The organism is Methylophilus sp., assembly GCF_052173275.1.
GTDB lineage: Bacteria > Pseudomonadota > Gammaproteobacteria > Burkholderiales > Methylophilaceae > Methylophilus.
Genome location: NZ_JBQMUL010000002.1, coordinates 1,765,436 through 1,778,350, shown reverse-complemented (window position 1 = coordinate 1,778,350; position 12,915 = coordinate 1,765,436). Strand labels below are relative to the sequence as shown.

General features: G+C 51.9%; 12 protein-coding genes. 2 read left to right on the top strand and 10 right to left on the bottom strand.

All coding sequences use genetic code 11. The annotated features are described in order from the left end of the window. Positions 1-7 precede the first annotated feature (7 nt). Together ACTS9Y_RS09970 and ACTS9Y_RS09965 are read left to right on the top strand one after the other, a co-directional pair. The gene (locus ACTS9Y_RS09970; protein WP_442585776.1) at positions 8-754 is read left to right on the top strand and encodes an ABC transporter permease; all 747 of its coding nucleotides are present in this window, start codon (positions 8-10) and stop codon (positions 752-754) included. Next, on the top strand, positions 747-2,156 hold the full coding sequence (locus ACTS9Y_RS09965) for a DUF4350 domain-containing protein (RefSeq protein WP_442585775.1): 1,410 nt from the start codon (positions 747-749) through the stop codon (positions 2,154-2,156). Before ACTS9Y_RS09970 ends, ACTS9Y_RS09965 begins: the two co-directional genes overlap by 8 nt. 234 nt (positions 2,157-2,390) lie before the next feature. Here ACTS9Y_RS09965 and ACTS9Y_RS09960 read toward each other — a convergent pair whose 3' ends face one another. The 10 genes from ACTS9Y_RS09960 to ACTS9Y_RS09915 form a co-directional block, all read right to left on the bottom strand. Continuing rightward, complete coding sequence (locus ACTS9Y_RS09960) at positions 2,391-3,374, bottom strand: EpsD family peptidyl-prolyl cis-trans isomerase (protein ID WP_442585774.1); 984 nt, start codon at positions 3,372-3,374, stop codon at positions 2,391-2,393. 122 nt (positions 3,375-3,496) lie between these two features. Continuing rightward, positions 3,497-4,183 carry a CAAX prenyl protease-related protein gene (locus ACTS9Y_RS09955; protein ID WP_442585773.1) on the bottom strand — a complete coding sequence of 229 codons (687 nt, stop codon included), beginning with the start codon at positions 4,181-4,183 and terminating at the stop codon, positions 3,497-3,499. A gap of 51 nt (positions 4,184-4,234) precedes the next feature. Next, positions 4,235-4,906, bottom strand: coding sequence for a hypothetical protein (locus tag ACTS9Y_RS09950; protein WP_442585772.1), 672 nt, complete (start codon positions 4,904-4,906; stop codon positions 4,235-4,237). A gap of 9 nt (positions 4,907-4,915) precedes the next feature. Further along, entirely contained in the window at positions 4,916-6,553 is a 1,638-nt protein-coding gene (locus tag ACTS9Y_RS09945; protein WP_442585771.1) for a putative porin, read from the bottom strand. A gap of 81 nt (positions 6,554-6,634) precedes the next feature. Then, positions 6,635-7,351, bottom strand: a complete 717-nt coding sequence (locus tag ACTS9Y_RS09940) for a TonB C-terminal domain-containing protein (RefSeq protein ID WP_442585770.1) — start codon at positions 7,349-7,351, stop codon at positions 6,635-6,637. Between the two features lie 3 nt (positions 7,352-7,354). Next, on the bottom strand, positions 7,355-7,759 hold the full coding sequence (locus ACTS9Y_RS09935) for an ExbD/TolR family protein (protein WP_379035278.1): 405 nt from the start codon (positions 7,757-7,759) through the stop codon (positions 7,355-7,357). A 2-nt stretch (positions 7,760-7,761) separates the two neighbouring features. After that, complete coding sequence (locus tag ACTS9Y_RS09930) at positions 7,762-8,172, bottom strand: ExbD/TolR family protein (RefSeq protein WP_442585769.1); 411 nt, start codon at positions 8,170-8,172, stop codon at positions 7,762-7,764. 9 nt (positions 8,173-8,181) lie between these two features. After that, positions 8,182-9,819: a DUF2341 domain-containing protein gene (locus ACTS9Y_RS09925; RefSeq protein WP_442585768.1), complete on the bottom strand. Its 1,638-nt coding sequence runs from the start codon at positions 9,817-9,819 to the stop codon at positions 8,182-8,184. Positions 9,820-10,040: 221 nt separating this feature from the next. After that, positions 10,041-10,562 carry a PEP-CTERM sorting domain-containing protein gene (locus ACTS9Y_RS09920; RefSeq protein ID WP_442585767.1) on the bottom strand — a complete coding sequence of 174 codons (522 nt, stop codon included), beginning with the start codon at positions 10,560-10,562 and terminating at the stop codon, positions 10,041-10,043. Between the two features lie 30 nt (positions 10,563-10,592). Then, positions 10,593-12,890 (bottom strand): 5'-nucleotidase C-terminal domain-containing protein, encoded by a 2,298-nt coding sequence (locus ACTS9Y_RS09915; protein ID WP_442585766.1) that lies wholly within the window; start codon positions 12,888-12,890, stop codon positions 10,593-10,595. Positions 12,891-12,915: the final 25 nt, after the last annotated feature.

The window sequence follows — 12,915 nt, the reverse complement described above, 5'->3', positions numbered from 1 at the left end:
AGTCCGCATGATCCTGATTATTGCCCGTAAAGAACTCCGCAGCCTGTTTGCCACGCCTATGGGCTGGCTGGTGCTGGCTATTTTCCAGGCCATCGTCGGCACTTACTACAGCCTCAGTTTTAACCAGTATTTTGAAATCATGCAAAGCGCGCAATGGCAGGTGCAAAAGGTAGGCCTTACACAATTTATGGCCGAAGGCGTGTTTGGCGTTGCCGCGGTGCTGATGCTATTTGTGGTGCCCCTGGTCACCATGAAACTGATCAGCGAAGAACGAAAAAACCAGACCATGGCTTTGCTGATGAGCGCGCCATTGTCTATGAGCGAACTCATCCTCGGCAAGTTGCTGGGTATCGTCAGCTACCTCAGCCTGCTGATAGCGACCATGGTAGTGATGATCGCCATGATGCTGCCATGGGCTGAAATAGATATCCCTTACCTGCTCACGCACGCGCTGGGGCTGTGGCTGTTAGTGGTCGCCAGCAGTGCGCTTGGCCTGTATGTCTCCTGCCTGACCGCCAACCCGATTCTGGCAGCGTTTGGCAGCCTGGCTGCGCTGACGGTCTGGCTATTGCTGGACAAGTTTTTTGCCGATAACAACCAGATCCTGTTCCATGATTTTTCACTGATGCAGCACTATCGCCAGTTCGCCCTTGGCATGCTCAACAGTTATGATGTTTTATTCTTCGTGCTGTTCTCGGCGTTCTTTGTGCTGCTGTCTATTCGCCGCTTACATGCTGATCGGTTGTATGGCTAATCCACAACATTCCAAATCTGCCAAGTCATGGCTATCACTCACCGCACTGGTATGGCAGCATCGCCTGGTGGTGCCGGGATTATTACTGGTGACGCTGGTGTTAGGCGTGCTCGCCTGGCACTTTAATATCATCACCGATCACACCAACAATCGCCGCAACACCCTATCTAAAGCCAGTATTGAAGTGTTGCAGGCACTGCCAGCGACGATTGAAGTGACCGCCTTTTGCAGCAACACCCCGTTCAAAGGCCGCTATTTCAGAAAGTCCATTTTGTCACTGGTGCAACGCTACCAGCATGTACACCCTGATATTCATTTGCAGTTTGTAGACCCATCCATTTCACCCACGCTGGCGCGTGAACAGCAAATCAAAAAAGAAGGCGAAATGATTATCCGCTATCGCGGGCAACAGACACGCATGTACCTGCCTTATACCGAAGAGGCTTTTACCAACGTGTTGCTGCAACTGCAACATGGCGAGCGGGCGCCCTTGCTGTTCGCGGCCGGGCTGGGCGAAACGGCGCTGGAAAGTAGTACCGGCAATGGCGGCAGCCAGCTGGCACAAGCCATCCGTAGCGCCGGTTTACAGGTGATCAGTAGCACAACTTTTGCACTCGCTACCAGCGCGGATAAAAAACTGCCCACACTGGTACTGGCAGGCGCAACGCGTCCTTACTCCCAGGCACAGGTGCAGGCTATCCAAACGCATATCAGCAAAGGCGGTAACCTGGTGTGGCTGGTAGACAATATTCAGTCGCAAGGCCTGCAAACCCTGGCAGACACGCTGGGGCTCACCCTAAGCCCGGGGGTAGTGGTAGACCCGGCTAACCGTCAGTTCGAGATTCCATTGCATGCATTGAGTACGCAGCGGTATTCCGGACAAGGGCCGACACAGGAATTTTCATTGCGCACGTTTTTTGACCAGGCGCATGCCATTGTGCGTCATCGGCAGCCTGAAGACCCATGGCGTGTCATGCCACTGGTTGCTGCCGCTGAAAGAGGCTGGGCCAGTACTGCATATCGCGTAGACCAGCCGGAAAAACTGCCTGCTTTCAACGCGCAAACAGATACCCAGGGGCCAGCCACCATTGCGCTGGCGCTTGAAAAAAAACAGGCCTCAGGCGAGTTACAAAGAGTGGTTGTGGTTGGCAGCAACAGCTTCTTCACGAATGCCCAACAACAAAGAGGCGGCAACCTGGCATTTAGCATGCAGACCCTGCGCTGGGTGGTGAACAATCAGCCTAGCATCACCTTACCGGTGGCACCGTTACGCGATAGCGTTGTGCTACTGCCCTCTCAGCAAACCTGGCTGATGGTGCTGTTTAACGGCTTCCAGTTTGGCTTGCCTGCCATACTCACTTTTGCCGGTTGGCTAAGATGGCGCAGGAAACACCAGCATTAGACTTTCAGTCACCGTTGTAACATTACAACCCTGTAGGGCGACTCAATCTGCATATCATAACCATCTAGTCTCTGATTAAAATTGAGTCACCAAGGTTGGTGATTCAGCGACCTGTCTTCTGCCATGCAAACCCAAGCTGGGTTAAGGATCGCCTGCAATAAAGTCATTCTTATAAAACCCAGGCAAAGAAAAAGCCCCGGCATGCCGGGGCTTTGTTCATTACTGCATCCGCAATTACAAACCTGATAAGCCTTTTTCAATGGCTTTATCATGTGTAGGTTTAGGCGCTGCCTCGGCCGGCGCCGCAGGTAGTGCTGCTGGTGCCTCTGTCTTGGCGGCAGCCGGAGTTGCGCTGGCCGGCACGGCTGTTTCGCTGCTATTCAGTGTCAGTTTAGAGAAGTCGCCATAGAATTCTACTTTAGCTTCTTTGCGCAAAGCGGCTACTTCATTTTTGATCAGTGTCTGCTGACCGGAGTTGACCAGGTATTGCTGGATCACCGGTTTGGCTTTGTCTACATCAACAGGTTGTCTGTCTACTTTGGCCAGGAACAACAGCACCAATGAATCAGGACCTTTAACGATCAGCGTATCACCGGTTTTGAGTGTATTCAGTTTTTTCAATAAATCGAGCGGCAATTGCTCGGCGGCTTTTTTGCTGGCATTGGCATTAAAAACGTAGTTATTGTCTTTCAACCACTTGCCAATGTCATCACCGGTCTTGGCAGCATTGATACCGGCTTCGATCTCGCTGGTGTGCTGGTTGCCGTCTTTTACGACGAACTCCTGAATCACATAGACATTACGCTCGCTGAATAACTCAGGGTGCGTATCATAGAATTTCTTGATCTGATCACTGGTAGGCGCGGCTTGTTTGGCAGCCACTTTTTGCATGTAAGCTTGCGCTAACAGCTGTTGTCTGGTCGCTTCCAGTACCTGCAATACATTGGGGTCACGGTCCAGCTTGGCATCCAGTGCTTTTTGCTTGAGCAGCTCGATATCCACCATTTGTTGCAGGACTTTTTCTGAGGCAGGTTTTAGCTGTGCCTGATCGATCTTGCCCGCTTTGGAAAGTGCGAAGTTCAGCTGATGCACTGTGATTTCATCGCCATTCACTTTGGCCACCACTTGTGTAGAGCCTTTAGCGGACTCTTCGTGCTTGCTGCACCCTGCCATGACCAGCATCAGTGCCGGTACAATTAATGCAATTTTTTTCATCATCACCCTTTAATAAAATTCATCTAAATTGTGCTTATGCTTTAATAGCGCGCAAGAGATATTTTCTGTACGTCACCTGAGTTTTGGTATGCTCTATTGTTCACAATATATGTTACCACAATCAATTACCAGTATTGCCACTGCCCGCTAGCCAGCACCCATGCACCCAGCACGGCATTGGTCACCATGTGTGCCAATACAGGGATCCACAGCACCTGAAAGCGACGGTATAACCAGGCATAGACCAGCCCGGCCAACAACCCAGCAAACCAGAGCTGGTGTTCGATGGCAAATAATACGCTACTCACCACCACTGCATAAGTACCCACATGGGCCGGTGAGACTGCCATAAATTCAGGCTGTTGCAGCCTGCGCATTAAATAGGCGCGCCAGAACAGTTCTTCGATGACAGGCACCACCAGCGCAGACCCGCTCCAGCGGCAGATCAGCCAGAATATATCCGCCGCATCGGCCATGGGCATTGCTTTACTATCACCCGCCACATAGCCACCCATCCATTCGGGATAAGGCAATATCCATATCGCAAACACCAGCAGCCCGCTCAAAATGGCGATCACGCCCTGGTTGAAACCTGGCGCCACCGACAACTCTATATAGTCGCGGCGGTAATACAGCAATAAGGCGATGGCTGCCAGCGTGCGCAACAGATAAGTCGGCTGCGTACTTAAGCCAAGCCAAGTAAGGGCTGAGGCCAGCAATGGTTCACAGGCAAGCAGCAGGATAAATCCGATAAACGGGTAAATCCTGGCGCGCTCATGCAAGGTAAACAGGGATTGCAATTGGAGAAACATGGAGTCAGCCAATACTTAAAATCACGAAACCTCCTGAACCACCTTACATGGTCAGGGGCTTGCTATTGTATCAACTTTATTTTCAATCAGCTGGCTGCGTTTGTTTTGTAAAAGGTTCTCAAGCTCGACACGTTTGAGTTGAAAGAAAGGCTCATCGCGCATGGCTTTGCGGTAGGCACCCGCATCTGCATACAGGCCGACCAAATCATTCCCATAGGTGTACAGGCGGCTATTCTTCTCTTCACACGACACTAGCTGCTGATGTTCTGCACTCACATGGCTGACCAGCTTCTTGCGCTGCATGTCATTGACTTCCAGATCTGTCCTGGCAGTTTTAAGTTGCTGCTCGGTTGTCTCCAGGCGTTGTGTCTGCTCCGCCAGTTGCGATTGCAATTGCTGCAACTGGGTGGTCAATGCCGCTTTTTCACTGCCCAGTTTCTGCGCTTCAGCTTGCAGTTGCTGCGCGCGCTTTGCCTGGCCTTGCAGTTTTGCAGAATGCGCACGCTCCGCACTTTGAGCGTGGCTTAGCGCGTCAGACATGGTTTTCTTTTCCTGCTCAAACTCCGTCTGCAGGACGCTTTTCTCGGCTTCCATATCCTGCTTCATCTTTTGCATCAAAATCGCAGCGCGTTTAGCTGCCTTGTCCTGCTTTTCAGCCGCCAGCACCGATACATGCATGCCAGCCAGAAAAACACCCAAAATGATCGCTGTGATGAGTTTCATGTCACGCTCCTAGAATCTGCCATTCAAGTCGACAAAGAACGTATCCACGGAGAACGGCAAGCCAGAGATTTCATCCGTGCTGATATATCTTGAGGATAACCAGGCGTTTTTGCCTATGCCATATTGCGCGCCGATAAAGTAACCTTTGGCGTCTGTACCACCCAGGTGGAAGTTGGAGTCAGTAAATCCATCCATGACGGCATCCGCTTCCAATCTGCGATAGCCACCAAACACTTGCCAGTCATGCAGTTTTTTAATGGCCGGATGACCTACCATCAGTGAGACTTCGTAGCCTTCGTTTTCTTCTTTGTATGTATTCAGCGCAGTCCCTGTGCGGCGCGCAATTTCCTGTGCATCAAAGCCAATGTTTTTTACATAGGCGCCATGCAAAATCACATGTACCGGATCGAATACGGCCAGGTCCACCTCACCTGTGAAATTAATCAGCTGGAATTGTGAAGCCAAACCACAAGGGCCGCCCGAACCACATTGGTTCGCATTCAAACCATCAACACTAAAGGTGTTATTGCCTTTTTGGCGCCAGAGCGGCACCGTGCCTGCATATCTGTCCCGATCACCAACTGGGTTGAGTTCACCCTCTACATTTTTAAAGTCATAGAAAGCAGCACCCAGTTTGACCTTGCTATTATTGTTTGAAGTCCACTCCACACCGCCCTGGGCAGCATAGAGCCATTTATCTTTCGCTTTGTTGATGTTAGAGCTTTCAATTTCTTCAATTGGATACGCCCCCACGTTGGAGAACAGCTTCCAGTTTTTGTTAATGACAGGGTTTGCACTGACAACGAAACCATCAAATGCCAGATCCGGATCCCAGATCAGATCCGTGCCAAAGGTGCGGTTGCTGGTGAAAAACGGATTGGCAAAACGGCCGCCAGTCAGTGTTAACCAGTCATACGGTTTCGCTTCAAGAAACGCTCTATCCAGGCCAAATACAAACTTGCCCTGCGAAAAACCTTCTGTCTGGTTAGGTGTCACCGGGGTCTGTAGTAAACCAGTCTGGAAACGGATACCGCCGGTCAACCAGTCATTGATATGCAGATTTGCGCCGAACAGTGCGCGTATACGCTGGCGTTCACGGTCTTCGGTTGAGTTATTGACGACCACATTGCGCACAGCCGAGGATGACAGCACGCCAGGAATCACATTATTCTCGCTGAACATATCTTCCTGATAGCGCAGGCGCAATTCACCGGTCCACTCAATGCGGTCTATCCACTCGGGCACACCCAGGCGTTCACCCGCCTTGTAATTGAGCTTCTTCATCACTTCCTGCTCAATTTCAGCGCGCATTTCGTTTTTGACATGCTCGGGCACATATTGCACACGAATCGCTTTAGGCTGGCCTTCCGCCGCTTTTTCCGCGATAGCACCCTCTTGCGAAGCGACTGCCGCCGCCTCAGCCTCTTCTTTGGCTTTCTGCTTTGCCAGCTGCGCCTGTTTTAGCAAGGCATCTGCTTTTTCTTTTGAAAGCACGCCTTCCTGCACCAGCAGCTCAATCAGGCTCATGGTGGTCGCACGCACTTCTTCCAGTGACTCACGCTCACTGGCACCTGCAATATCGGTCTGCGAGCCGAATATGGCCGCCACCATCATTGGAATCACCCAGTTTCTAGCTTTCATTTTCATTATCTTTCCCTTGTTACCCTTATCTTTTGCAACTGCCTTGCGCTTGATAGCCATGCCTGCATTTATCCCCGCAGCACGCGATCAAGACATATTTTGTGAAGTCACCCGGATCACCACTTTTCTTGGCATATCTTCAGGTGCTGATTCCCCTATCGGACGCACACCGACCAATGCCTTGCGGATCAGGGCATCCGTTTCCTTATCACCAGTGGAATCAATCAGTTCTGCATGGTCTATATCGCCATGTGCATTTAAAAACACCCTGACTTCTACCTGGTACTTGGTCTTATTCAACCCACTCTCGGCGGCCAGTGTTTTCTTAACCTGTGCATCCACCTTGCTGGTAAACCAGGCAAACGCAGCCATATTCTTTTTGCCGCCGATTTTGGGGCCGGTGGTGACATCGCCGCCTTTATATTCATTGTTGACTGCCCCTGACTGAAACGGGCTAGGGCCATCGCCAGCCGCACCTTCCATTTTCAGGCTCTCCGCAGGCGGCGCTTCTACTGGCTTGGGCTCAGGTTCTTTTGGTGCTTCTTTAGGCTGCTCTTTGGGCGTTTCTTTCGGCGGCTCTTTTGGCGGTGGAGGTGGTGGAGGCGGCGGTGTATCCGGCAGCAGCTTCACGGTCGTGATCTGTTTTTTATGTGGCTGGCCGCCAGAAAACAGTTTTTTAATGCCATAACCTATCCCGGCCAATACTGCGATCACCAGCAACACGATCGCAATACGCGTGATCCAGACACGGGTCGCAGAGGGCGGCAGCGGCTCTGACATCTCATTTATTTCATGTAATGCCATGGCTTAAGTCCCGATCTTGCCCGTGACCAGGCCGACGTTTTCAATCTGCAAACGGTTGACCAGGTCAATCACCGAGATCACGCCTGCATACGGCGCCTGCGCCTGGCCCTTGATCATAATATTCACCTTGGGGTCCATGGCCTTGGCCTGATTCAACTGGGTTTCCAGTTCAGCCATGTTCACACCGACACCGTTAATGGTCAGCGTTCCACCCTGTTGTACCTGCACGATCTTGAGTTCGTGTTTCTCGGTACTAGGTTTGTTGGAAGGCTTGGGCAGATTCATGGTCAGCCCCTGTACGCCTGCCGTCGTCATCAGGATAAAAATCACCAGTAACACATAGGCCAGGTCCAGCATAGGCGTAATGTTGATGGTGTCGTAGGGTTGTGCGTCGTTTTGAACTTGCATGCTTATTCCACAACCTTTTTGGTGACCAGGCCGACTTCAGTGATATCCAGCCGCTTACAGATTTCCAGCACTTCGGAGATCTTTTCGTAATGCGCGGCGGCATCGCCTTTGAGGACGACCGGCAACTCAGGGTTGCTACCTTTATATTCCGCCAGACGCTGCTCCAGTTGCGCCATATCGACCGGGAAAGCATCCAGGTAGACACTGCCGTCACTGGTAACAGTAATCGCGCGCATTTGCGGTTTGGCCAATGCGGTAGAGTTCACGGTATGCGGCATCTCCACTTTGACGCCTTGCACTGAAGCAGTGGTCATGATGATAAAAATCACCAGCAACACATACGCCAGGTCCAGCATGGGCGTAATGTTGATTTCATCGTAAAGCTGGTTCTCTTCCTTGACGCCTTCTGACATCGCGCTGCCTTATTCCTTACCGTACAGTTCAGCGGTACGGGTAATGAATTCATCGACAAAGATCTGCATGGCGATAGTGATATTTTTCACACGGCTGGCCAGGTAGTTGTAGCCAAACAGGGCTGGAATCGCCACCGCCAGACCGGCAACAGTCGCCAGCAACGCAGCTGCAATACCCGGCGCAATCGCGTTGACGTTCACATCACCCGCGGCGGCAATCGCGGCAAAGGTGATCATCACACCCACTACCGTCCCTAGCAGGCCCAGGAAAGGACCGCCGGAAATCGCGATGGTCAGTAACACCATCAGGCTGTTCATGCGCTGGGTTTCGCGAACCTGGTCAGCATCTACGGCTGCCTTGATCGCATCGATGGATGCACCGCTCAATGACACTTTGCCATCATGCTCACGCTTCCTGATCTCACGTAAACCCGCCTTATACAAACCAAACAGGGTGGAATTCGGATAGTTGCCTGCTTTATCCAGGGTGAGCAAATCTTCGGCAGAGGCTTTCTGGAAACGTTGTAAAAACAGGGCATTGTCTTTGTCAGTGCGCACAACCAGCAGAGTCTTGCTAAACATCACCCAGACACTGATCAAAAACATCACAGCCAGAATGCCGATCACTACTTTGGCATCGACGGTCAAACTGTCGATGAGAATGCCCATGTAGTTGACTTCACCACCTTCTTCAGCGTCACTCTCGCCCGCTGGGGTAACAACCACCAGGTTGGCATCTGCCCCTTGCGATTGCGCCACCAGGCCCAGCCAGGCCGCACTACGCGCCGTCGATGCCAGTTGCAATTCATCAATCTCGGCATTCAGTGCTTCGCCTACGGTAAAAGTCGCCGCAGCTTGTGCATCACTGGCGGCTACCTGGGTAACCGATTGCCCATTAAGATAAACAATGGCCTGACCACCCTGGAACACGAGCGCCACATGTTGCCACTGGCCTGGTTTTAATTCGCCACCGCGCGTATTGGCTGCACCCGCCTGCAACGCCAGCGTGTTGCCGTCCAGCTTGAGGCTGATATTGCCGGTTTTAAATACTGTGGCGGTTTGTGGCAGGCTGGCCGTTTTTAACCATACTGACCAGGTCACACCATCGGCTAACTGCGGTGCCGCTGGCAAGGTAATGGTCAGCGGGCTGTTATTCAGGACTGCACTTTCGGCGATCAGCCCGGCTTTTTGCTGGGTCGCATTGCCACTCGCGGTTAACTGGCTAGCGCCGCTATCTTTCAGCAAAGCGTTTTCCGAGAAGGCGAAGCGTGCTACCAATGCCGGGTCATTCAGCGCCTGCGTATCACTACCAGCCTTGGCAGATTCATTGCCGGTATACAGGCTGATCGCCAGGTCCTTGTTGGCAGATGACAATTGCGGCAGTACCACCCAGGCAACACCCAGCTCGTTTACCGCATCATATTTTTCAAGTGAGAATTTGAGTTCAGTTTTGTCATCCGCTGCGATAAAACGGATATCAGAGCCATCTACATTGGCACCGGTGAAATCGAAATTCCCCGAATGCAAACGTATCAGCACAGGTGCCTGGTTCACGGCTTCCTTCACATTGGCTGTATCTATGGTGATTTTTTGTTGTGTGGCCCAGTCTGCATTCCAGGCGGCTTGCACTGGCAACGCAAGGGTCATTAAACAGAGGCTGGCTATTAAACCAAAGGTAGACTTCTTCATATCCATCGCAGTCGAGTTAATTCGAGGTGCAAGTCTATAGAGTGAATGTTGCAGAGAAATTAAGAACGGACTAGCCGGACTAGTTTTTTAATTTTCATAAAAAAACAGCCCGGCAAAGCCGGGCTGAGATGAGCGTTTCTGCCTGCTTAACAGGTCGGAGTAAAAGTGCGTTAAACCGGTTATTTTGGCTGACGGCGCGCTGCAATGTAACCCATCAGACCCAAACCAACCAGGATCATGCCGGACTGGGTCGGCTCTGGCACTGCAGACAATACGTAGTTCACGTTACCGGCACCGGACAAGCCCAGTGGGGTGTCGTAAGCAAAGAATGCTTCTGATGTATTTGAAAAACCTGCGATCAGGCTAAAACCGATCGCCGGGCTTGTCGCATCCACTGACCACTCGATACCGGTGAATACGCCATCCTGAAATACCGCAATCGCATCTGCCAGCGCAGGTGTCGTCAGGTCAAACAGGTTGCTGCCAAAGTTGAATTGCAGGCTGTTCAGGTTCACCAGTTCGGTGCCGGAGGCCAGCAGGCTTGCGTCATCAAAACTGAATTGACCGCTGTAGTTAGTGCCGTTGAAGTGACCGGAATCAACCTGGCCAGATACTTGCCAGGCCTGGATGGCCGCTTGTGCAGGTAACACGCTGCTCAACAACGCAATCAGTGCTGCTTTTTTAATCAAAGATTTCATCATATGTTCCTCTTAAAGAATTAATCGTAAAAATTAAAGAATAAAGTCTCTGGCCGGCGCCACTTGCTTGGCGGTCAGGCCTTTCAGGGTCACCAGTGTTTTAGCCGTGGCCGGGCCTGCGGTACCATCGGTATCCACCAGCACCTGTACGCCACCGGTCACATCCAGCAGCGTGATATAGGCTTCGGCAATCGCTACATTGGCGGAGATACCCAGTGAAGCCAGCAATGCGCTTAACTGTAATTTGTCGGCATAAGGGGTAAAGTCGGTGATGGTGTCACCTGCATCACGGATGCTGTTGTAGACGAATACATCATTACCCACGCCGCCAGTCAGCGTATCTATGCCCAGGCCACCAGTGATGATGTCATCACCAGCAGTGCCTACCAGTACATCGCGGCTGGCAGTACCAGTGCGTGTCACGCCCGGGGTGCTGGTCGCAATCGCCAGATCGATCAGGCGACCACCTTTGTCATACTGGTTTTCCAGGCCGTAGTAGTTCACCGTGATTTCATCGCCATCGGCATTGCTCAAACGACCCAGGCCACCTTCTGCTTTTGGTGACTGGATGTAGTTGGCTAATGCTTCCTGGTAAGTGATGGTGAACGGACTATCTTCAAATACCACGTTGTTAGCAGCGAAAGGGAAACCATCGCCACCCGCTGCGGTGAAGTCAATCGTGGTGAAAGAGAAACTGCGGCTGTTGTTGACCACGACACCGTTATCAATCAGCACAGTGCCGTCATCCAGTACCACGCGTTGCACGCGGCTGCCGGTGCCTTTAGTGGTTCTGGCAACGTTAGTACTGTTGTAAACCACTTGCATGCCGGAAATCTGCGGGTAACGGCCATTGGCACGACCAGTCGGGCTGGTGTCGCCATAACCATGCTCAAGCAGATCTTTCAATTGCGTTGCATTCACAGCTGGTGCGCGTTTGACCAGGTTGGTGAATGGCAGGATATTGAAAGTATCACCGACAGACACATTCCCTGCGGCAGCGATATTGGTACGGATACCACCACTGTTCTGGATGGCGACATCAGTTTTACCGGCAAAACGCATCGCATCGGCTACCAGGTCACCCAGACCAGTTTCGGCGTTACGCACACCGGCAACAAATGTACATGGCAAGGCGGCGCAGGTGGTATGTGTCGGGCCATTCAACTTGACCGCAGTGGTGCCTATGATTTGCGCGTTCAGCACAGAAATATAGTTTTGCACCGGCGTAATCACCTGGGCTTTGATCGTTGCATCGCCGGCAACACGGTCTGCATCGGCAGCGGCACCGGTCACGCGCATCATCTTGCTGGATTCGATCGCCACAAATTTACCGCTGGTGTCATCAATGCTGAAGTTGACCTGGCCCACATAACGATTACCAAAGTGGCTGGTCAATACCGGCACTGTTTTACCATGTGCATCAACAGCGTTCACGGGATGTGAATTAAAAGTCGCAGCAACGCCGCCATTGATCAGCGCGTCATCCGGGTCAACCATCAACTCATGGCCACCACCAGACAATGCCAGGTCAACGCCTGTCAGTGCCGGGATCACTACATTGATTTCATTCGCCGCATTTTGCAGGTGGCTCATCAAAATCACGGTTGTGACACCTTCTTCGCTACGCAGGCGGTTGACTTCAGCCTGGATGATAGGGATCAGTGCTTGCAGGTTCTGCGCTTCAGTATTATTCGCGTCATAACCGATCACAGTCACCGCACCCGGGGATGAGATATTAGGCAGCAATGGGGTTGTCGCACCGATCAGGCCGATTTTATGACCAGCTGTCGTTGTGATGACTTTTGAAGGCGCTACTTTGCCGCTGGCTTTCAAGGCGCTGAATTCAGATGTCGCGTTAAAATTCAGGTTGCTGGAAAGATAAGTGCTGCCGGATACTTTGGCAAAACGGGCAGCCACTTGCGGGCCGAGGTCAAACTCGTGGTTACCGAACACCATGGCGTCAAAACCAATCTGGCGCAGGGCGATAGCATCGTAAAAGTCCTGGCCACCATCAGTAAAACTATTGGCCAGATTATTCAGGCTGGCCGTAAAACGCGGGCCAGGCAAAAATGCATCACCGGCATTCAGTTTCAATACGGTGCGGTTTTGAGCCACGGCTGCTGTTTCAGCATTTTTAATCACAGAGGCCAGGCGGTCCACACCACCGTAAAATGAAATGGCCTGACCAGCGTCATCGCGCAAGTTACCTTGTGCAGACAACAACCAGCTCTCCTGGTCACCTACGTGCAATACAGTCACACCTTCTGCCCAGGCACCACCGGCAGTGAATGCCAGCGCCACGCACGCAGTTAATTGTTTCAGTTTAAACATAATTCTTCTCCATGGAGTGCCGCGC

Coding starts and splice junctions, on each gene's coding strand:
- ACTS9Y_RS09950 (WP_442585772.1), bottom strand. CDS start 4,906: ATGAAACTCATCACAGCGATCATTTTGGGTGTTTTTCTGGCTGGCATG.
- ACTS9Y_RS09920 (WP_442585767.1), bottom strand. CDS start 10,562: ATGATGAAATCTTTGATTAAAAAAGCAGCACTGATTGCGTTGTTGAGC.
- ACTS9Y_RS09970 (WP_442585776.1), top strand. CDS start 8: ATGATCCTGATTATTGCCCGTAAAGAACTCCGCAGCCTGTTTGCCACG.
- ACTS9Y_RS09925 (WP_442585768.1), bottom strand. CDS start 9,819: ATGACCCTTGCGTTGCCAGTGCAAGCCGCCTGGAATGCAGACTGGGCC.
- ACTS9Y_RS09965 (WP_442585775.1), top strand. CDS start 747: ATGGCTAATCCACAACATTCCAAATCTGCCAAGTCATGGCTATCACTC.
- ACTS9Y_RS09915 (WP_442585766.1), bottom strand. CDS start 12,890: ATGTTTAAACTGAAACAATTAACTGCGTGCGTGGCGCTGGCATTCACT.
- ACTS9Y_RS09940 (WP_442585770.1), bottom strand. CDS start 7,351: ATGGCATTACATGAAATAAATGAGATGTCAGAGCCGCTGCCGCCCTCT.
- ACTS9Y_RS09955 (WP_442585773.1), bottom strand. CDS start 4,183: ATGTTTCTCCAATTGCAATCCCTGTTTACCTTGCATGAGCGCGCCAGG.
- ACTS9Y_RS09935 (WP_379035278.1), bottom strand. CDS start 7,759: ATGCAAGTTCAAAACGACGCACAACCCTACGACACCATCAACATTACG.
- ACTS9Y_RS09930 (WP_442585769.1), bottom strand. CDS start 8,172: ATGTCAGAAGGCGTCAAGGAAGAGAACCAGCTTTACGATGAAATCAAC.
- ACTS9Y_RS09945 (WP_442585771.1), bottom strand. CDS start 6,553: ATGAAAATGAAAGCTAGAAACTGGGTGATTCCAATGATGGTGGCGGCC.
- ACTS9Y_RS09960 (WP_442585774.1), bottom strand. CDS start 3,374: ATGATGAAAAAAATTGCATTAATTGTACCGGCACTGATGCTGGTCATG.